An 18,108-nucleotide genomic window follows, 5' to 3' on the forward strand; every position below is an offset into this window, starting at 1 on the left:
CACCTGGCGGCGGCGAGAACGGTCCCGCGTCGGAGCTCCCATCCGGTGAAACTGCCATCGCGCCGGCCGTGACGCAGGCAGCGGCACCGACTTGGGCCAAGCAGCTGCGCCGCCGGCAGGCGATGGTCCAGGGCGCAACGCTCGCCGCCCATACCCTGCGGTCCGCCGACCATCACGGCGGATCGGCTCACATCTCCCTGGAGGATCGTTCATGAACCCGTTTCGTCGCCCCTCATCGCGCTTCGGGCGCGAACCCGTGCCCGAGACTCCTTATCAGCGTGCCGGCCAGGCCTGGGACGATCGTATCGGCTCGGCGCGGGTCCAGGCCCGCAGCTGGCGGCTGATGGCATTCGGCGCGGCCGCACTGCTGTCGCTGTCTGTCGTGGACAATCTGCGCCTGAGGTTCGGTTCACATATCGTTCCCTATGTGGTCGAGGTCGATCGCCTGGGAGCGGCCCGTTCGGTCGCGCCGGCCACGACGGACTATCGCCCGACGGATCCGCAAATCGCATGGCACCTCGCGCGCTTCATCGAGAATGTCCGATCGCGACCCGCCGACCCGATCGTGCTGCGCCAGAACCTCGCGGCCGCCTACGACTTCACGACCGAGCAGGGCGCGGCGGCGCTCAATGATTATGCCCGCGCGAACGACCCGTTCGCGGAACTGGCAGATCGGCAGATCTCGGTCGACGTGAAGAATGTCGTGCGCGCCTCCGGCGACAGCTTCCGCGTCGCTTGGGACGAACGTCGCTACGAGCACGGCCAGCTCGCCGCGACGACCCATTGGTCAGCCATCCTGACCATCGTGATCCGCACCCCGAGCGACGCGGCGACGCTCAGTCGCAATCCGCTCGGCCTCTACGTCCACGCGATCAGCTGGTCGCAAGATCTCGGAGAATGACCATGCACAAGAGGTCCACCTTAGCGCCGCTTCTTCTGTTCGCCGCCGTGCCCGCACTGGCTCAGACGGTGTCGTCATCAACTCGGCCGGTTGCTGCTGCGACAGAAGCGGCGCGGGTTAGCCCGCGGCCGCCGGGGTGGCAAGGGGCGACGCAGCTGTTCGTCTATGCGCCGGGCGGGCTCTATCAGGTCTATGCCGCGGTCGGCCAAGTCACCGACATCGTGCTGCAGGAAGGCGAAACGCTGTCCGACACCGGTGCAGTCGCGGCAGGCGACACGGTGCGCTGGGTGATTGGCGAAGCGGCGAACGGCAGCGGGTCGGGGCGCCGCACACACATCCTCGTGAAGCCAACCGATCCCGGCCTCAGGACCAACCTCGTCATCAACACCAACAAGCGGACGTACCATGTCGAGCTCCGCTCCACGTCGGCGACTTATATTGCCAGTGTCGGTTGGTCCTATCCTCAGGATGAGCTGATTGCGGTCCGGGCCAGGATTGAGGCCGCGGCGGCGGTTGCCAATACGCAGGTCCAGACGGGGATCGATCCGGCCAGGCTCGATTTCGCGTATCGGCTGTCTGGCGCAAACCCGCCGTGGAAACCGGTCGAGGTGTTCGATGACGGGGCTAAGACCTATCTGCTGTTCCCGGACACGATCGCGCAGAGCGAGCTGCCGCCGTTGTTCCTGATTGGCGAGAAGAACCAGGCCGAACTGGTGAACTACCGCGTGTCCGGCCGCTATATCGTCGTCGACCGTCTGTTCTCGATGGCCGAACTCCGGCTCGGCACGAAGCGCCAGCAGATCGTCCGGATTGAGCGGACGCGCGCCCGGGAGCAGCGGTCATGAGCACCGCTGACGATCTTGCCACGGATCCGGCTGCCCGGCAGCCGATCGCGACGCGCGCGCCTGCTCCGACGCCGCGGCGACTGTCGCGCAAGGCGCTGGTGACGCTCACCGGGGTCAGCGCGCTCGGAGTGGCGGCCGCGCTCGGCTATAGTTTGACCCATAGCCATCGGACCCAGGGGCCTCAGGAGACCGTCTCGGTCGAGCGTCGCAATACTGATGCACTAGCGGACGCTCCGAAGAGTTATAGCGATCTACCGCGTACGGCCTCGGCGGGCATCGGTATGCCGCCGGCTGCGCCGCAGCCGGTCACGACACCGCCGTCGGCGGGCCCGGGCGCCGGTCCGTCGACTGCCGCGAACAACGACCTCGCGGCCGAGCGGCAACGGCGCCGGCAGAGCCAGGAGAGCGCGCGTGGAAGCAAGTTGTTTGCACCGGCGGCTGAAAGCACGAAGGGGGCGCCCGCCACATCGATGGCGGACGCGTCACCTCCGCTTTCCGGTCAAGCGCCAGGCGCGTCGCCGGCGGTGAAGCCAAGCGGGGATGAACAGGACCGAAAGGCGGCTTTTATTGCAAACAGCAATCGGGAACCCACAATCAATAGTGCGCGGATCATGCCTGCCGCCGGCAGCTACATTGTATCGGCCGGATCGACGATCGCCGCGGCACTAATCACCGGCCTTTCCTCCGATCTTCCCGGCCAGGTCGTGGCGCAGGTCACGGAGGATGTATTCGACAGTGTCAGCGGTCAGACTCGGCTTATCCCGCAGGGTACAAGGCTGATCGGCGCGTATGACGCGCGTGTCAGCTACGGACAGTCGCGGGCGCTTGTCGTGTGGACGCGGATGATCTTTCCCGATGGTCGGTCGATCGATCTCGACCGAATGATCGGCACGGACGCCGGAGGCCAGTCAGGCTTTACCGACCGCGTCAACAACCACACCGGCAAGCTTCTGATGGCGGGCTTACTGTCGACGCTGTTCGGGGTGGGGGCCAACGCCGCGACCGGCGGCGGGAACAATGCCGATATCGCGTCGCGATCCGTGAGAGCGCGGGTCGGTCGGTCGAGAGCGCGGGAGACAGGATCGTAACGCGTCAGCTTGACGTTCAGCCGACAATTACCGTCCGACCCGGCACGCGGGTTCGCGTCCTCGTCAGTCGCGATCTGCTATTGTCGCCATGGTCCCATGGCTGAGGCCAGCGACGACGGGTTCGTTTGTGTTGGGCGTTGCTCGGCAACAATCTGCAGGGCCTCTAGGGCATGGTCGAGATAGATCGCGACGATTTCCTCTTCCGGGTGGTCGAGAAGTGCTCGGGCTTGGGCGATCAGGCTCCGGGCTTCGGATGTGCGCTCGCGGGAAATGAGCGGGGTTGGTGGCATGGAATGCTCCAGTTCGACGAAGATGGCACGATGTGCTCCTAACGAATAGGAACGATCGTTCCTAGAACGATCGTTCCGGCGCTGTGATCTAGTGCCGAATGGACTTGAAGGACGCTTTATCGATCAATCTTTTGAAAATCCGCAATGAGACAGGGCGGACGCAGGAAGAGATGGCGCACCTTCTCGGCATCAGCGCGCGGTATCTCGGCTCGATCGAGCGCGGCAAGGTATCGCCGAGCGTGACGTTGCTCGGGAAGTTCGCCGACGCGCTGCATGCGAGTCCGTGCGACCTGTTGGTACCTCCGAACGCGCGCGCGCAAAGGACGGATTAGCGGCTCGCTGCATGTTTGCGGACGAGCGAGAGCAGGCGATGGCGCAGTGGGTTGCGATCATCGCGTGGCCAAGCCGCATAAATGGCGACCTGGGAATTATCCCCGATGACAGGGAGGAATGTGACACTCTCCCGCGGCACGACAGCGGATGCGAACGATATAGCTGCTCCCATGCCGAGACGGACCATTTCAATAAGAGCACCGCGCGAGACATCGTGTAGTTCGCAATTGAAGGGCAGGTCGCCCATCCGTGAGGCGATTACGCGATAGGCCGTCAAATCACCGCCGTGCGAGCGCATCAACAGTGGAAGCGATACGAGATCCTGCCAAGATAGTCCGCTTCGCGATGAAAATGGATGATCACTGCGCACAGCGACAATAATCGCCTCTTCCCATACCAACTCTCGCTGATTGAGACCGTTGCCTGTTTCTGCCGCATAGGCCGTGAAGATGATGTCCAATGATCTTTCGTTCAGCTGTCGATAAAGCTCTGAAGGAGAGCCTTCAACGATACGTAGCTCGATCGTTGATGTGGAGCCTCGGAAATCGGCTATGCCTTGGCTCAGAGGTCCCAGCGCCAAGCCTATGTAAAAGCCAACGTTAAGAGTGCCGCTGTAACTCTGCGCGGTGGCCAACGCGCGTTCGATCTGTTGATCGACGGTGAAGAGTAGAAGTTTTGCTTTAGGTAGAATGGCGCGACCGATCGGCGTGAGCGCTACGGGAGCGCCGCGCTTGCGCTCGAAGAGATCACCACCAAGCAGTTCCTCCAGTCTTGCGATTGTTTGGCTCACCGCAGGCTGTGAGACACCCATTTGACGAGCAGCTTCGGCAAAATTCCTTGTCTCAACGACTTTTAGAAACGTCTCGAGTTGATTGAAATCGGGACGAGAATTTGCTCGCCGTCCACCAGGTTTAGCCGCGCGAGTTTCTGACAATGATTTTCTCGCCACATTGAAACGTCGCTGCCTGATGAATCCGCCGATGTCTAAGCCCTCAAATTAATTAAAAAAATTGAGCTTATTGAAGGCCAAGATGAATTGTCAGTGTGCGTTACTTCCCCATGGCGGTGAGGCTATGTCCGCGACGCGCTCTATTCATCGGGTCCAATCTGCAATCGCAGGCCGGTCAAAGCGGCATGAAATTCGATTTGGCAGGAGAGTCGCGAATTCGCCTGGCGATGGTCGCTGCTGTCGAGGAGATCGTTTTCGTCTTCGGACATTGAGGGAAGGATGCCGAGGTATTCTTCGTCCACATAGACATGACATGTTGCGCAAGCGCATTGCCCACCGCACAGAGCCAGTACTTCATCATGCCCGGCGTTGCGAATGATTTCCATGACGGAGATCCCCTCTGCCGCCTCATGAGCGGTTTCCAATCCCTCTCGGTCCAAAATGCGGATTGTCGGCATTGAGTTGCGGTTCCTTCCTGCGTCGGTTCGCGAAGAGATCGACCTGGGCGGTCCGCTCGCGAAATATTGCAACTTGATCGCGCGAAGGGCGCGTCGAGCTTCGGCAAAATGGAGATCAGCCATCGTGCGCGGAAATGGCAATTGCCGATAGCTGCTCTTGGAGATCGCGATGCCGTCCAAGGGCCATGGCTTCATTCGATCCCTTGCATTGCTAATTCCGATTTCTGCAGCTTGGCTGTCTGTCGGTACACTCGAGTGCATATCAGAAGCATGTCAGTGGTGACGCCAATTCAACGGTCGTTCAGAAGCATTCGCCAACCTCGCATCCATCTGCTCGGCAGCTGCATCTTTTTGGCGCGCCGAGCACAACTCACAGATCAATATGCGCCATGCCTAGCAACCGCTTCCGTGCCTTCTGACCGACCCACGCTGTCACCGGACGAAAAGCCGTGCGGCTAGTCGGCGGTGCTGTCGAACCTGTTTTTGGCATCAGCCGCAGGCGTGGCCGGCCCATCCTTGAGGAGATTTCATGACATACCATCTCGCTACTTATCAGTCGGACCGTGGCCCGCGCGCTGCGCTGGTCAGCGAGGGGCGCCTCTATGACTGGGCCGACGAGACCGGCTGGACGGAAAATGCTTCCGTGCTGTCCATTCTCGAAAACTGGTCCGAGCACGCACAGGCACTTGCGACTTTAGCTGCTAGCCCAAAGAAGGGGCCGGGCCTCGACATTGGGTCCGCAAAATTGCTCAGTCCGGTCCTCAATCCGGGCGCCATTTTCTGCGCTGGCGCCAATTTCCTCGATCATTGCGCAAACATGGCGAAAGCGCATGGGGTCCCTGTTCCTGAAAACCCGAAAAAGCTCGGTGCGGTACCCTTCCATTTTCTCAAGGCATCGCGCTGTGCCGTTGGTCATGGCCAGGCTGTGCAGGCGATATCGCCTGCGCTGGACTATGAGGCGGAACTAGCTGTCGTGATAGGCCGCGAAGGAAGAAACATCGCTATCGACAACGCACTTAACCATGTCGCGGGCTACATGGTCGCAAACGACCTTTCGGCCCGCGACATCGGCTTCCGTCGCCAGCTGCCGCGGGAGGATGCGTTCTTTCATAGCTGGTTCGCGCACAAAAGCTTCGAAAGCTCAGCTCCCATGGGCCCCTGGATCACGCCGATCGATCAGTTACCCAATTGGCGCGAACTGCGACTCCAGACGCGGGTTAACGGCGAACTGCGGCAGGACGGCGTGTGCGCGCCGATGTGGTATACGATTGAAGACCAGATCGCCTATCTTTCGACAATCATTACACTGAGACCAGGCGATATCATTCTCACCGGAACACCTGCCGGGGCTGGTGCTGAGACCGGTCGATTCCTCAAGCCGGGTGATGTTGTGGAGGTCTCGGTAGAAGGTATCGGCACCGTCTCAACGCCGATCATATAGACGCCGGATGACAGAGATGGGTAACCCCATCGAAGATAAAGACGGAACAGACAAACGGAGCGTCGCTGTGGGCACAGAAGCCGTAGCCGGCGCTCCGCCTGCTTCCCCAAGTGAGCGCAGGGAGCAGGGAAAGATCACGCGACGCACCAGGATCATCGAGGTGGCGGAGCGTTGCTTCGAATATAGCGGCTACGCAGGCACGACGATGTCGCACATCGCTAGCCAACTGGGCGGTTCGAAAGGGACGCTTTGGAAGCATTTTCCTTCGAAGGAAACGCTCTTCACAGCCGTCCTGGAGACGGTCACCAATCGCGTGCGATCGTCGCTCCTGTCGACGCTCGACCCGGCCGGTGAACCACGTGAGGTTCTGGAGAAATTTACACAACGATTCATTGAAGCGATTTCACGGACTGACAGCGTCAGCCTGCAACGGATGATCATCGCTGAATCGAGCCGTTTCCCAGAGATCGGACATATCTTTTATGCGCAGGCCCCAGCGGCTACGGCAGAATTGCTCGTCGCGTACATAGACGCGCTTATCTCTAGCAAAAAGATGCGAGCCGATGATCCACATGAAGCGGCCAGTATGCTGCTGGCCCTCGCGAGCGGCGGGCTCCATCAACGAATTCTCTGGGGTGTGGAATCGTATAGCGAACACTCGGCAAAGGCAGAGGCCGTCCTGATCATCGAGCAATTTCTCGGCGTCTACACCCTTCAGCCAAGTCATCCATGAAGATGGTATGAGATCCTGCGTTTCCCCTGGGCCGTCAGAGGCTGATTGTGCCCAACGTCGAAGTCGGGCTTCCATTGCGAAGAGGTCGTATCCGCCGGAAAGTAGGCTGGACAGGAATGATGCCCATGCCCAACGCCGCCAGCCGTGAACCGACGTCGATGCTGAGCTGCCAAGGGCACCACGCTCCGGAGGACATATGTTCACGCACATCATGATTGGCAGCAACGACTTGCAGCGGTCGAAGGCTTTCTACGACGCGACGTTCAAGGCGCTTGGCGGCAAGCCTGGCGAGTGGGACGAGAGGGGTCGGCTGATCTACGATCACGAAGGTGGCCGACTGATGATCACCCGACCAATCGACGGCCACCCGGCGACCGCCGCCAACGGCGGGACCATCGGCATCGCCGCGACCAGCCAGGATCATGTCCGCGCGTGGCACGCGGCCGGCATTGCGCATAGCGGCATCGAGATCGAAACCCCACCCTGCGAGCGCCCGAACGGTGTCTTCGTCGCCTACCTGCGCGATCCCGACGGCAACAAGCTCACCGCTCGAACCAACGCACCTCGATAGTCTCATGTCCATTGGGACCAGCCTGATCGTCCTGCTCGCGGCGATCCTCCATGCGAGCTGGAACGCCCTCCTACGCGGCGGCGGCGATCGGCTTTGGTCGATGACGATCATGTGCCTCGCCATCGCTCTCGCCTGCGCCGTGATGGTGCCCTTTGTGCCGATTCCTACAACCGCGAGCTGGGGTTGCGTCGCCTTGTCGGCGCTGCTTCACACGGGGTACAATCTCTTCCTCGTGCGCACCTACCGGCAAGGCGATCTCGGGCAGACCTACCCGATCGCCCGCGGGGCCTCGCCGCTGCTGGTATCGCTCGGCGCCGCGATCTTCGCGCGCGAGCTACCCGGCGTGCTCAATCTGGCAGGTGTCCTGCTGGTGTCGGGCGGCATCATTGCGCTGGCCTTTCAGGGAAGCACCATCGGCCGGCAGACCCTGCTCTTCGCGCTCGGTACCGGCTGCTTCATCGGCGCCTACAGCGTAACCGACGGCATCGGCGCCCGGCTTTCGGGCTCGCCGGTCGGCTACACGGTCTGGATGTGCCTGTGGTGGGGTTTGCTCGCGCCTACGACTTACGTTCTCCTGCGCGATGTTCGCTCTCTGTTGCGCGGGCGACGGGAGACGCTGATGGCGGCGGGTGGCGGGCTTGCCTCGTTACTGGCCTATGGCATCGTCATCGTCGCGATGGCGCGAGGTGCGATGGGGCCGGTGTCGGCTCTGCGCGAGACGAGTGTCGTATTCGCCGCCCTGATCGGACGCTTTTTCCTCCACGAACGTCTCAGTCGCTACCGGATCACGGCCTGCCTGGTGGTGGCGGTGGGAGCGGTCCTGATTGGGCATGCGGGATGACGACCCATCCGACAGAATTGCAACGCTCATCCATCAATCAGGTCGCCGCGCCCTTTCACGAAAATACTATCGCTTTTGGAACAGCACGAACCGACCAATTCCGGCCGCTCGGGCGCCGATGTTAAATCCTCAGGTGCCGACAGTCCGCTATCCTCCGTGGTCAACTTCGCTCGCTTTTTTCGCGGCGATCTTAGCGCTCGCGGCCTTTAGCGGGCGCGAAACGGGGCATGCTTCTTGGGCGTAGGTGTTGAAACCACAAAAAGGCGTTTTCCGCGAGGGTGCATCCACGAACGATGGGATCGCGCCGACAAAGGCCTTGTCCGATGAGCCTATCGGTAATCGCTGCCGGATAACGTATCAACCAAACACGTCGTCCGACCTCTCCGGCGAATTCTCATGATGGGCAAGGGCAAAATATGCCAAGCCCATCTCTCGCGCGATGACGTCCATCATCGTCGCTAGCTCGGCATTCGAGGTTACCGATCTGAGGGCGCGGACCACGGCGTCGGTCAAAGACAGGCATGTAATGCGCCGCCACCGCATGCGATCACCGTCCCAAAGCCGTGGATCCAGGTCGATTTTTCTGGGCGTTGGCAGACCTCCGGCGCTGATCCAGAACTAAGTTTTCAGGGTTGCATGCTCATCAAGCTACCGGCGCTGCGATGACCTGCGAGAAGCCATGCTCGCAGACGTCCCTCAATCGCATGGATTCCTGGCGTTCAGCGCGAAAAGTAAGATGGGTTCGCGAGATCTTCCAGAAGCTTAGGACCGGCGGGTTTCCAGCCCAGAAGTTCCCGAGTGTGTGCGCTAGACGTTGGGGCATCGTTTTCTACAAACCCCGCGAACCACCCAAAATGTTCGCGCGGGCGTACCTCGACGGGCAGTCCGAGATTGTGGCCAATCGCTTCGGCGATAGCACGCATCGAAACCCCTTCCTCTGCGCAGGCATGGAATGCCGGCATTGGCACGCTGGCCTCAAGCGCCAACCGATAGACGGAGCCGACATCTGAAACATGCACAGCGCACCATCGGTTGGAGCCATCTCCAATGTAAGCCGAGACACCTTTCTCGCGTGCGAGATCAGCCAACATGGCAAGGAACATCCGATCGCCAACACCATGCACCGTCGGGGCAAGTCTCACCACCCCGATGCGCACGCCGCGCGCAGCCATGGTCTGAACTGCCGCTTCCGTCTTGCGGGGGTATTTCGGGTCTGACAGTGGCGCCATATCCGCTTCGGTCGCGACGCGTCCGGGCGCGAGCATCAACAGGCCGGTGGTGACAAGGATCGGCTTCTGGGTGCCGACCAACGGCTCACTCATGGCCTCGATCACGCGTCGATCCTGTTCGCTATTCTCCGCGAATTTCGAGAAATCATGGCCAAAAGCGGTGTGTACGACAGCGTCTGCTTGGCTCGCCGCTTCGACCAGTAAGTCGACGTTCTCGAGCGAACCAAGCACCGGTGTTACGCCTTTCGCAGATAATGCGGCTGCATTTTTATCAGATCGGCAAAGACCGCTAACCTGATGACCTGCAGCAAGAAGTTCATCAACCACTGCACTGGCAATCCAGCCGGTGGAACCCGTTACAAATACTTGCATGTTAGTTTCCCTTATTCGTGAGCCAAGGGACCCGAAGCGGTTGCTGGCAAGCTGCTCGCGACATATCCGCCGTCCAGTGAAATGACCTGTCCGGACAGGTATGAAGCTCGTGCCGACGCAAGGAAGGCAATCAGATCGCCGACTTCGGAAACGTCCGCAGCGCGCTTGAATGGCAGGTGGGAATGAAGTTCGGTCCAACGCGCAGGGTCGCCGAGCCTTTCTTTTGCCCGCTCTGAAAAGGCGGCAACATTCTTCTCTGTGTTGACCACCCAAGAATTGATTCCGACGATCCGGATATTCGATTGAGAAAGATCGTGCGCGAGCCCCTGCGTCACGCTTGTGAGCGCCGAACAGCTGGCGGCGGAGTAGATCGCCTTATTGGACGGCACCTCCCCGATAGCGCCGATCATATTCACGATCACCCCACCCCCACGGGCGCGCAGAACGGGCACGAATGCCCGCATCATTCGAATATAGCCGAACGGCTTTATCGACCAGTTGTGCATCCATTGCTCGTCTGGCACCTGCTCGAGCGATCCGCCGGACGGGGTGTTCGCATTATTTACGAGGATATCGATGTCCACATTCTCTTTAGCGATCCGGTCGGGGATAGCCGGGTCGTACAAATCCGCCGAAAGTGTCCGCACGTCGACACCATGCTGACGGAGCTCATCAGCGGCAGTTGAAAGACGAGCTTCATCTCGTGCGACCAGCGTCAGATCGACGCCTTCGGCTGCAAGCTGGTGCGCAATTCCAAAGCCGATACCCTTGCTGCCGCCTGTAATCAGCGCGCGCTTCCCATACAGTCCTAAATCCATCACTGTTCCTTTCGATACTGGGCTGACCCACCGTCTTCACTCTAGACGGTCATCACATCGGACCAATCCACGCTATCTCGGTGCCATTCGGATCGCGCCATCAAGGCGAATGACCTCGCCATTAAGCATTGGATTGCCGATGACAGTCTGGACAAGGCATGCATATTCGGACGGCTGACCCAAGCGACTGGGATGCGGCACCTGCCTTCCCAGCGAATCTTGAATTTCCTGTGAGAAGCTGGCCATCATCGGTGTCAGGAAGATGCCGGGCGCGATCGCCATCACCCGGATGCGGTGCTGGGCCAAATCTCGAGCGGCAGGCAATGTCAGGCCTGCGACCCCCGCTTTGGACGATGCATAGGCTGCTTGGCCGATCTGCCCGTCATAGGCCGCGACAGAGGCAGTGTTAATGAACACGCCCGCTTCCTCGCCATCCACGCCCGCGGCGATGAGTCGGCTCGCGGTCTTCGAGATCAAGTTGAATGTGCCAATCAGATTGATCTCGACCGCACGGCGGTAGGCATCAAGGCTGTGTGCTGCTCCATTCTTGTCGACGATCCGGATCGCTGGCGCGATGCCAGCGCAATTCACCAGGATGCGAGCGCCCCCATTTGCTGTCTCGGCCTTCTCCAGTGCGGATGCCACTCCGGCATCGTCGGTTACGTCGACAGCCTCGTAGGCGATGCCCAATTTCGACGAGATTTCGTAGCCTGCATCGCGATTAAGGTCGAATATGGTCACCAGTGCGCCATTCTTCGCCAGCATCTCGGCTGTGGCATATCCCAAGCCGGAGCCGCCGCCCGTAACGATTGCAGCAATTCCATCAATGTGCATTTTAGTGCTTCCCGACCAGTTCGATTGCGACCGCGGTTGCTTCTCCGCCGCCGATGCATAGCGATGCGACACCACGCCGGCCGCCGCGCCCTTTCAGGGCCGCGACGAGCGTCGCGATGATCCTGGCACCGGATGCTCCGATTGGATGGCCCAGCGCTGTTGCTCCGCCATTGATGTTCAATCTGTCGCGCGGGATGCTGAGCTCACGCTCGGCAATCATCGCCACGATCGCGAAGGCTTCGTTGACCTCGAACAGGTCGACGTCGGCGACCGTCCATTCCGCCTTCGCCAGCACTTTGCGGATGGCATGGACCGGTGCGGTAGTGAACTGAGCCGGTTCATGTGCATGCGCTGCGGATGCGACAATCACCGCTTCCTGCGCCAACCCGTGGAGTTCCGCCACGGACCTACGGGTGAGGGCCAGCGCCGCCGCCCCATCGGAAATGGATGCCGACGTGGCAGCCGTGATCGATCCGTCCTTCGCGAATGCCGGCTTGAGCGTGGGGACTTTCTCGGGCCGCGCTTTTTGCCGGCTGTTCATCCTCCGCAACGATGATCTCGCCATTTCGGCCAGGGACAGTCACGTGCGTCAGCTCTGTCGCGAAGAGGTGGCTCGCGACCGCATTCTTGGCGCGAGAGAGGCTGAGGAGGGCATATTCTTCCTGCTCTGCGCGGCTGAACTGATAGTCTCGCGCGCTGTCTTCAGCGAAGGCGCCCATCGGCTTGCCTCGATCATAGGCGTCTTCAAGGCCGTCCGTCATCATGGAATCAATTATTGTATCGTGCCCGATGCGTGCGCCGGACCGGTGTTTGGCGAGCAGGAAGGGGGCGTTGGTCATACTCTCCATGCCGCCGGCGACGATTATATCGGCCGCGCCCGCTGCCAGCGCTTCTGCTGCCATGATCGTCGCCTGCATGCCCGATCCGCACATCTTGTTGACTGTGGTCGCTTCGACTGAAAGAGGAAGCCCCGCCTTGATCGCGACCTGCCTGGCCGGAGCTTGGCCCTGGCCGGCAGGCAAGACGCAACCCATGTAGATGCGATCAATCGCATTTGCCGGAACGGCGGCCCGCTCTACAGCCGCACGGACAGCGGCAGCGCCTAAATGGGCTGCGGTGACGCGGGCGAAAGCACCTTGGAATGCGGCCATCGGCGTGCGCGCAAATCCCGCGATTACGATCGGATCGATGTTCATGGATTGCTCCTCGAAAAGGATTTACAGGGCACGGGCGATGACCATTCGCTGGATGTCCGAGGTACCTTCGTAAATTTGGCAGACCCGTACATCGCGATAGATTTTGGCCAGCCCGAACTCTTCAAGATAGCCGTAGCCGCCCAGCGTCTGGATCGCTCCCGACACGACAGCCTCGGCCATCTCCGAGGCGAACAGCTTCGCCATTGATGCTTCGGTCAGACAGGAGCGGTTGGCGTCCTTGAGCGAGGCGGCATGCAGGACGAGATGGCGGGACGCCTCGAGTTTAGCGAGCATATCGGCCAGCCGGAAGCCCACGGCCTGATGCTCAATGATGGCCTTGCCCATCGACCGGCGATCCTTGGCGTAACCAACGGCAATCTCTAGCGCGGCTTGGGCCATGCCGACACATTGCGCTGCGATACCAATGCGTCCGGTTTCCAGATTGGAAAGCGCGATGCGGTAGCCCTCGCCGGGAGGGCCGAATAGCGCCTCCTCTCCGATTACCATATCATCGAACCGCAAAGCGCATGTGTCGGAGGCGGCTTGGCCCAGTTTGTGTTCAACCTTGTCGACAACGTAGCCCGGCGTGTTGGTGGGCACGAGGAACGCGGAAATGCCCTTCTTTCCTGCCGCAGGATCGGTGACCGCGAACACGATCGCGACCCCGGCGATCTTGCCGGAGGTGATGAACTGCTTCGCACCGTTAATCTTCCAGCCACCCTCGACTCTTTCGGCTCGTGTGCGCAGCGCTGCGGCGTCTGACCCGGCGTCGGACTCGGTAAGGGCGAAGGCGCCAATCATCCGCCCGGCGATCAGGTCGGGTAGGAAGCGGGACTTCTGCGCCTCGCTGCCATACCGCAGAATACCGTACACGATCAGGCTGTTTTGGATGGAAATGATGGTAGAGAGCGCACCATCGGCAGCCGCGATTTCTATAAGAGCCAAGGCGTAGCTGACCATGTCGGCCTCGGTTCCGCCCACGCCCTCGGGTGCTGTCATCCCGAGCAACCCCAGTCCAGCGAGTTCCGCGAACAAACCATCCGGATATCCCCCGGCGGCCTCGAAACCCATCGTGTCGGGGCGCAGTCTATCTTGCGCATAACTGCGTACGCCCTCGCGAATTGCTTCCTGCGTCTCGGTCAGGATCATGGACGTATTCTCCGATCATCTTGGATTATATTAGGCGCGGCGTAGGGTGCATTGCCGGAATATTCCGTCGTTCCTGGCGGCACCTGTACCCATGGGTGTCTGAATTCACTCCAGACGAGGCGTTCCGGAACTGGAAAGCTCTTGTCGGCGAAGGCGCCCACGGCGACCGCGACCTTGCCAGGGCGAAACTCGGGGAACCAATGCAATGTTGTGCCGCACCGGGCGCAGAAGTGGAAAGTCACATTTGCGCCGCTGTCGCCGCTGCGCATGAAAGTCTGTGACAGTCCCATTACGGTGACGAGTTGCTCGACGTCGTAGAAAGCCTGGACAGCCACGAGGCTTCCGCGCCGGCGCTGGCAGTGGCGGCAGCAGCAACTTGACACGACCGAAGGCGGCCCTTTCAAGGTGACGCGCAGTTCCCCGCAGACGCATGACGCCTCGCTCCGAGAGAGCTTCGCTCCCGCTCCCTCCCGATCCTGGACCGACCCCATCAGAATGAAACCTGGTCCGCGCCCTTCAGCGCCAGGATCTCGCGCGCCTCATCAGGCGTGGCGACCTCCAGGCCGAGACCTTCGATGATCTGCCGCACCCTCGTGACCTGCTCGGCGTTGGTCTCCGCAAGTTTGCCATGTCCGATCCACAGATTGTCCTCCAGGCCGACGCGGACATGCCCACCCATTGCTGCCGCGGTCGCGGCGATCTGCATCTGGCCGCGGCCGGCACCCAAAACAGACCAGCGCAGGTCGTCGCCAAACAGCCGAACGGCGGTGCGGTGCATGTGAAGTATATCTTCGGGATGTTGGCCGATGCCGCCCAGGATGCCGAACACATTCTGGACGAAGAAAGGCGGCTTCACCAAGCCACGTTCGATGAAATGCGCCAGGTTGTAGAGGTGAGCAGTATCATAACACTCGAACTCGAAACGGGTACCGGCATCGCCGCAAGTCTTGAGCACGTAGGTAATATCGCGAAAGGTGTTGCGGAAGATCAAGTCCTCCGACCCTTCCAGATAAGGCCTCTCCCAATCGTACCTGAAGTCGTTGTAGCGCTTTAGCATCGGGAATAGACCGAAATTCATCGAGCCCATATTGAGGCTGGCGACCTCCGGGCGGAATTGTGCAGCCGGCTTGACCCGCTCATCGACCAGCAAGGCGGGCGAGCCGCCCGTTGTGAGATTGACGACGACATCGCTGGATTGTTTGATCGCCCGGAGGAAAGGCAGAAACGCTTCCGGCCGTTGGTCCGGCCTGCCGGTTTCGAGATCCCTGGCGTGTAAGTGGACGATCGCGGCTCCCGCTGCCGCCGCACCAATCGCCGACTCTGAAATCTCTGCGGCGGTGATCGGAAGGAAGGGCGACATCGACGGCGTGTGAATCGATCCGGTGATGGCGCAGGAGATGATGACCTTGCGAGGCTGTGCCATATGAGTTGTTCCTATACTTCAAGGGTTGGCTCGACCGATCTGGAGTGAGCGGAATAGAGCTTATCGCCGTTCAACGAATTCGATGATTGTGCCGTCGGGGTCGCGGACCATCGCAATGAACACCCCTGGACGAAGCTCGAGCCTGTGCTTTTCGAAAGGCACTCCAGCCTGCTCGCAAGTGGCGCAAATCTCGTCGATATTCCGGACGGGGAAGGTCAAATAGCGAATGCCCCTCTGGTCCTCGATTTTCGGCCGGTTGGCGGCGGCCGGCACAAGCGGATCGACGAGCTTGACGAAGCTCTCGCCGAAGCGGAGGCGGTGAAAGCGACCGAACCAAACCTCGATTTCCTCGACCTTTTCGAGGCCGAGAATCGTCTGGTAGAAAGCGAGGCTACGATCGATGTCAGACACGAGAATGCCGACGTCGATTGCCTGTCTGTCGGGCGTGATAGTCACAGGTCGATTTCCTCTGGTTTGTCGGACTGATCCTCGTGCACTCTATGTGTGCCCGTCGCAGCGGTTGCCTCGGTTGAACTCGCGGCCTTCCAACCGGCAAGCAGGTTCGCGCCGTCGGCTGAGCCACGGATCGCGCTCGGCGTGCGGGAGAAGCGGGGAGCGGGCATCGCGTGCATGACGCCGTCGCGCATTTCGTAGGAGTTTCTCGCCTGCAAATGCGGCTGGGAAAATGCTTCGTGCAGTTCCAATACAGGCGCTACGCAGGCGTCGGTCCCTGCAAACAATTCCGTCCAATAGCTTCTCGGGTGCGTGAGAAAGATCTTTTCCAACGACTGTGTCAAAGCACGCCAGCGCTTCTTGCGGTGCTGATCCGGCAAGAAAGCGTCAAGCCCAAGCTTCTCGAGAAATGCTGCGAAAAACTGGGGTTCAATGGCACCGACGGAAATCTCCCTACCGTCGCCGCAAAGGTAGGTGCGATAGTAAGGTGCCGCGCCGCCGAGGACATTATCTTCCCGTGCGAGCGATATGCGTCCTGCAGGGAGAAGGCCGGCGAACATGGTCATCAGCGAGGCCACCCCGTCGACGATAGCCGCGTCCACAATCTGACCCACGCCAGATCGCCCACGCTCCCACAAGGCGCTCAATATTCCAACGGCGAGGAACATGGAGCCGCCGCCAAAGTCGCCAACGAGGTTCAAAGGCACAGTCGCCGGGGCGCCAGGCTTTCCGATCGCCGCCAGTGCGCCGGACAGCGCGATATAGTTGATGTCGTGTCCGGCGGTAGATGCGAGCGGCCCATCCTGTCCCCAGCCCGTCATCCGGCCATAGATCAGGCGCGGATTGCGCTTACGCATCACCTCGGGGCCGAGGCCCAAGCGTTCCATGACCCCCGGACGAAAGCCTTCGATCACAACGTCGGCATGGTCACTCGCGTCGAGGCAAAATGCGCGCCCTTCAGCACTGCGAATATCGACGACCGCAGTAGCCCGTCCACGATCAACGACTGGATTTGGCCAACCATTTCCACCTTTGCGATCGACACGGAGAACGTCGGCGCCCATATCCGACAGAAGCATCGCGCAATGCGGACCGGGGCCGATGCCCGCAAACTCGATCACGCGCAGGCCCGCCAGTGGGCCCGACGCGGGAGTGGATTTCGCCACATCCGCCATCAGACCAGCCGGATAAGCCGTTTGCCGAAGTTACGGCCATGGTAGAGGTCGGCGATTGCGCCGGGACACTGCTCGATCCCGTTCACGATCTCCTCGCGATACTTCAACTTTCCCTCGCGCACCCACTGGGCAAGCCGAATGCCGGCGGACTTGAACTCGTCCATATAGTCCAGAACCACGAATCCGCCGATCTGCGCGCGTCGCGTCATGACGATGCGCTCGACGCGCGGACCGCTCGGGACAGGGCTCCAGGACGCCACGGAGGCCGTTCCGCAGGCGACGACGCGAGCACGAAGCGCGAGTTGCCGATAGACCGCATCGCTGATCGGGCCAGCCGTATTGTCGAAATAGACATTTGCGCCCTGCGGGCAGGCAGCAGCCAAGCTCCGATCGAGGTCGGGGGCCCGATAGTCGATCGCCACGTCGTAACCGAACTCATCGCGACAGATGGCAAGCTTCTCCGGCCCGCCCGTTATGCCGATCGTCCGGCAGCCGAGAAGCTTGGCGATCTGACCAACTGCTGAGCCGACCGCACCTGCGGCGGTCGAAACGACGACCGTATCGCCGGCATTCGGCCGCCCGACTTTCTCCAGACCCAGCAAGGCGGTGACGCCGTTGAGACCGAGAATGCCCAAGGCGAGCGACGGCGCCAGATCGAAATCCTCGACTTTGCGGATCACCGCATCCGACGTCACGGCAGCGAACTGCTGCCACCCGAACCAACCCATTACTCGTTCACCCGCCACGAAGCCGGGCACGTGACTTTCGACAATCTCGCCCACCGCCAACGAGCGCATTACCGATCCGATTTCAATCGGTTGGGAATAGTTGCTGGTATCGGCCAGCCAGCCCCGCATGGCGGGATCGACCGAGAGGAAAAGGTTGCGGACCAATATTTCGCCTGGTGCGGCAGCAGGCAGTTCGTTGTCGACGATCTCGAAATGCTCGGCCTGCGGAATGGCCGCAGGTCGGCCCGCAACGAGGACCTGTTTGTTACCGGGCATGCGTA

Annotated in this window: 22 protein-coding genes and 2 pseudogenes; 8 read left to right on the top strand and 16 right to left on the bottom strand. The window is 60.8% G+C overall.

The features are described 5' to 3' along the window. A partial coding sequence (locus BHQ40_RS26535; RefSeq protein WP_216094896.1) for a hypothetical protein occupies positions 1–191 on the bottom strand: 191 nt, incomplete at its 3' end. A gap of 20 nt (positions 192–211) precedes the next feature. Here BHQ40_RS26535 and trbF point away from each other — a divergent pair. The 3 genes and pseudogenes from trbF to BHQ40_RS26955 all read left to right on the top strand — a co-directional run bounded on the left by trbF (position 212) and on the right by BHQ40_RS26955 (position 2,938). After that, a complete protein-coding gene (trbF, locus tag BHQ40_RS16585) occupies positions 212–901 on the top strand; it encodes a conjugal transfer protein TrbF (RefSeq protein WP_070156935.1) in 690 nt (229 codons plus the stop codon). After that, positions 898–1,746, top strand: coding sequence for a P-type conjugative transfer protein TrbG (gene trbG, locus BHQ40_RS16590; protein ID WP_253183393.1), 849 nt, complete (start codon positions 898–900; stop codon positions 1,744–1,746). Before trbF ends, trbG begins: the two co-directional genes overlap by 4 nt. A gap of 611 nt (positions 1,747–2,357) precedes the next feature. Then, positions 2,358–2,938: pseudogene (locus BHQ40_RS26955) on the top strand (TraB/TrbI/VirB10 family type IV secretion system protein). On the opposite strand, the gene BHQ40_RS26255 reads toward BHQ40_RS26955, so the two are convergent. Continuing rightward, the gene (locus tag BHQ40_RS26255) at positions 2,912–3,124 is read right to left on the bottom strand and encodes a hypothetical protein (RefSeq protein ID WP_171905880.1); all 213 of its coding nucleotides are present in this window, start codon (positions 3,122–3,124) and stop codon (positions 2,912–2,914) included. The pseudogene BHQ40_RS26955 and the gene BHQ40_RS26255 overlap by 27 nt on opposite strands. A gap of 98 nt (positions 3,125–3,222) precedes the next feature. Between BHQ40_RS26255 and BHQ40_RS16600 the strand changes: the two genes are divergently transcribed. Continuing rightward, on the top strand, positions 3,223–3,456 hold the full coding sequence (locus tag BHQ40_RS16600; RefSeq protein ID WP_070156937.1) for a helix-turn-helix domain-containing protein: 234 nt from the start codon (positions 3,223–3,225) through the stop codon (positions 3,454–3,456). On the opposite strand, the gene BHQ40_RS16605 is transcribed toward BHQ40_RS16600, so the two are convergent. Then, positions 3,453–4,391: a LysR family transcriptional regulator gene (locus BHQ40_RS16605; protein WP_139139337.1), complete on the bottom strand. Its 939-nt coding sequence runs from the start codon at positions 4,389–4,391 to the stop codon at positions 3,453–3,455. The two genes, BHQ40_RS16600 and BHQ40_RS16605, sit on opposite strands and share 4 nt — an antisense overlap. A 155-nt stretch (positions 4,392–4,546) precedes the next feature. Further along, positions 4,547–4,864, bottom strand: coding sequence for a 2Fe-2S iron-sulfur cluster-binding protein (locus BHQ40_RS16610; RefSeq protein WP_070156963.1), 318 nt, complete (start codon positions 4,862–4,864; stop codon positions 4,547–4,549). Between the two features lie 529 nt (positions 4,865–5,393). Between BHQ40_RS16610 and BHQ40_RS16615 the strand changes: the two genes are divergently transcribed. The 4 genes from BHQ40_RS16615 to BHQ40_RS16630 all read left to right on the top strand — a co-directional run bounded on the left by BHQ40_RS16615 (position 5,394) and on the right by BHQ40_RS16630 (position 8,450). After that, positions 5,394–6,305, top strand: coding sequence for a fumarylacetoacetate hydrolase family protein (locus BHQ40_RS16615; protein ID WP_070156939.1), 912 nt, complete (start codon positions 5,394–5,396; stop codon positions 6,303–6,305). A gap of 16 nt (positions 6,306–6,321) precedes the next feature. Then, positions 6,322–7,038, top strand: a complete 717-nt coding sequence (locus tag BHQ40_RS16620; protein ID WP_171905881.1) for a TetR/AcrR family transcriptional regulator — start codon at positions 6,322–6,324, stop codon at positions 7,036–7,038. A gap of 196 nt (positions 7,039–7,234) precedes the next feature. Next, positions 7,235–7,609, top strand: coding sequence for a VOC family protein (locus BHQ40_RS16625; RefSeq protein WP_070156940.1), 375 nt, complete (start codon positions 7,235–7,237; stop codon positions 7,607–7,609). A gap of 4 nt (positions 7,610–7,613) precedes the next feature. After that, complete coding sequence (locus BHQ40_RS16630) at positions 7,614–8,450, top strand: EamA family transporter (RefSeq protein ID WP_070156941.1); 837 nt, start codon at positions 7,614–7,616, stop codon at positions 8,448–8,450. 190 nt (positions 8,451–8,640) lie between these two features. On the opposite strand, the gene BHQ40_RS25795 is transcribed toward BHQ40_RS16630, so the two are convergent. From BHQ40_RS25795 to BHQ40_RS16680, 12 genes and pseudogenes are all read right to left on the bottom strand, one after another. After that, positions 8,641–8,811 carry an autoinducer binding domain-containing protein gene (locus tag BHQ40_RS25795; RefSeq protein ID WP_253183394.1) on the bottom strand — a complete coding sequence of 57 codons (171 nt, stop codon included), beginning with the start codon at positions 8,809–8,811 and terminating at the stop codon, positions 8,641–8,643. A gap of 358 nt (positions 8,812–9,169) precedes the next feature. Beyond that, a complete protein-coding gene (locus tag BHQ40_RS16640) occupies positions 9,170–10,051 on the bottom strand; it encodes an SDR family oxidoreductase (protein WP_070156943.1) in 882 nt (293 codons plus the stop codon). An 11-nt stretch (positions 10,052–10,062) separates the two neighbouring features. Then, complete coding sequence (locus tag BHQ40_RS16645) at positions 10,063–10,869, bottom strand: short-chain dehydrogenase/reductase (RefSeq protein WP_070156944.1); 807 nt, start codon at positions 10,867–10,869, stop codon at positions 10,063–10,065. A 72-nt stretch (positions 10,870–10,941) separates the two neighbouring features. Next, positions 10,942–11,703, bottom strand: coding sequence for an SDR family NAD(P)-dependent oxidoreductase (locus BHQ40_RS16650; RefSeq protein WP_070156945.1), 762 nt, complete (start codon positions 11,701–11,703; stop codon positions 10,942–10,944). 1 nt (position 11,704) lies between these two features. Beyond that, a complete protein-coding gene (locus BHQ40_RS26960) occupies positions 11,705–12,088 on the bottom strand; it encodes a hypothetical protein (protein WP_354321420.1) in 384 nt (127 codons plus the stop codon). A gap of 81 nt (positions 12,089–12,169) precedes the next feature. After that, positions 12,170–12,899 (bottom strand): annotated as a pseudogene (locus BHQ40_RS26965) (thiolase family protein); the annotation flags it as partial. 21 nt (positions 12,900–12,920) lie between these two features. Next, on the bottom strand, positions 12,921–14,048 hold the full coding sequence (locus tag BHQ40_RS16660) for an acyl-CoA dehydrogenase family protein (RefSeq protein ID WP_070156946.1): 1,128 nt from the start codon (positions 14,046–14,048) through the stop codon (positions 12,921–12,923). Beyond that, the gene (locus tag BHQ40_RS26970; protein WP_083276992.1) at positions 14,045–14,539 is read right to left on the bottom strand and encodes a GFA family protein; all 495 of its coding nucleotides are present in this window, start codon (positions 14,537–14,539) and stop codon (positions 14,045–14,047) included. The genes BHQ40_RS16660 and BHQ40_RS26970 overlap by 4 nt, the downstream gene beginning before the upstream one ends. Continuing rightward, complete coding sequence (gene kce / locus BHQ40_RS16665) at positions 14,539–15,471, bottom strand: 3,5-dioxohexanoate:acetyl-CoA acetone transferase (protein WP_070156947.1); 933 nt, start codon at positions 15,469–15,471, stop codon at positions 14,539–14,541. Before kce ends, BHQ40_RS26970 begins: the two co-directional genes overlap by 1 nt. Before the next feature lie 60 nt (positions 15,472–15,531). Beyond that, the gene (locus BHQ40_RS16670) at positions 15,532–15,927 is read right to left on the bottom strand and encodes a VOC family protein (protein WP_070156948.1); all 396 of its coding nucleotides are present in this window, start codon (positions 15,925–15,927) and stop codon (positions 15,532–15,534) included. After that, complete coding sequence (locus BHQ40_RS16675) at positions 15,924–17,099, bottom strand: CaiB/BaiF CoA transferase family protein (protein ID WP_070156949.1); 1,176 nt, start codon at positions 17,097–17,099, stop codon at positions 15,924–15,926. The genes BHQ40_RS16670 and BHQ40_RS16675 overlap by 4 nt, the downstream gene beginning before the upstream one ends. Beyond that, a complete protein-coding gene (locus BHQ40_RS16680; protein ID WP_070156950.1) occupies positions 17,099–18,103 on the bottom strand; it encodes an NADP-dependent oxidoreductase in 1,005 nt (334 codons plus the stop codon). Before BHQ40_RS16680 ends, BHQ40_RS16675 begins: the two co-directional genes overlap by 1 nt. Positions 18,104–18,108 lie beyond the last annotated feature (5 nt).

It is taken from the genome of Sphingobium phenoxybenzoativorans (assembly GCF_001757355.1).
GTDB classification, from domain to species: Bacteria; Pseudomonadota; Alphaproteobacteria; order Sphingomonadales; family Sphingomonadaceae; genus Sphingobium; species Sphingobium phenoxybenzoativorans.

Coding starts and splice junctions, on each gene's coding strand:
- BHQ40_RS16675 (WP_070156949.1), bottom strand. CDS start 17,099: ATGGCGGATGTGGCGAAATCCACTCCCGCGTCGGGCCCACTGGCGGGC.
- BHQ40_RS16645 (WP_070156944.1), bottom strand. CDS start 10,869: ATGGATTTAGGACTGTATGGGAAGCGCGCGCTGATTACAGGCGGCAGC.
- BHQ40_RS16660 (WP_070156946.1), bottom strand. CDS start 14,048: ATGATCCTGACCGAGACGCAGGAAGCAATTCGCGAGGGCGTACGCAGT.
- BHQ40_RS16650 (WP_070156945.1), bottom strand. CDS start 11,703: ATGCACATTGATGGAATTGCTGCAATCGTTACGGGCGGCGGCTCCGGC.
- trbF (WP_070156935.1), top strand. CDS start 212: ATGAACCCGTTTCGTCGCCCCTCATCGCGCTTCGGGCGCGAACCCGTG.
- trbG (WP_253183393.1), top strand. CDS start 898: ATGACCATGCACAAGAGGTCCACCTTAGCGCCGCTTCTTCTGTTCGCC.
- BHQ40_RS16620 (WP_171905881.1), top strand. CDS start 6,322: ATGGGTAACCCCATCGAAGATAAAGACGGAACAGACAAACGGAGCGTC.
- kce (WP_070156947.1), bottom strand. CDS start 15,471: ATGGCACAGCCTCGCAAGGTCATCATCTCCTGCGCCATCACCGGATCG.
- BHQ40_RS16640 (WP_070156943.1), bottom strand. CDS start 10,051: ATGCAAGTATTTGTAACGGGTTCCACCGGCTGGATTGCCAGTGCAGTG.
- BHQ40_RS16610 (WP_070156963.1), bottom strand. CDS start 4,864: ATGCCGACAATCCGCATTTTGGACCGAGAGGGATTGGAAACCGCTCAT.
- BHQ40_RS16600 (WP_070156937.1), top strand. CDS start 3,223: ATGGACTTGAAGGACGCTTTATCGATCAATCTTTTGAAAATCCGCAAT.
- BHQ40_RS16625 (WP_070156940.1), top strand. CDS start 7,235: ATGTTCACGCACATCATGATTGGCAGCAACGACTTGCAGCGGTCGAAG.
- BHQ40_RS16630 (WP_070156941.1), top strand. CDS start 7,614: ATGTCCATTGGGACCAGCCTGATCGTCCTGCTCGCGGCGATCCTCCAT.
- BHQ40_RS26255 (WP_171905880.1), bottom strand. CDS start 3,124: ATGCCACCAACCCCGCTCATTTCCCGCGAGCGCACATCCGAAGCCCGG.
- BHQ40_RS16615 (WP_070156939.1), top strand. CDS start 5,394: ATGACATACCATCTCGCTACTTATCAGTCGGACCGTGGCCCGCGCGCT.
- BHQ40_RS26970 (WP_083276992.1), bottom strand. CDS start 14,539: ATGGGGTCGGTCCAGGATCGGGAGGGAGCGGGAGCGAAGCTCTCTCGG.
- BHQ40_RS16680 (WP_070156950.1), bottom strand. CDS start 18,103: ATGCCCGGTAACAAACAGGTCCTCGTTGCGGGCCGACCTGCGGCCATT.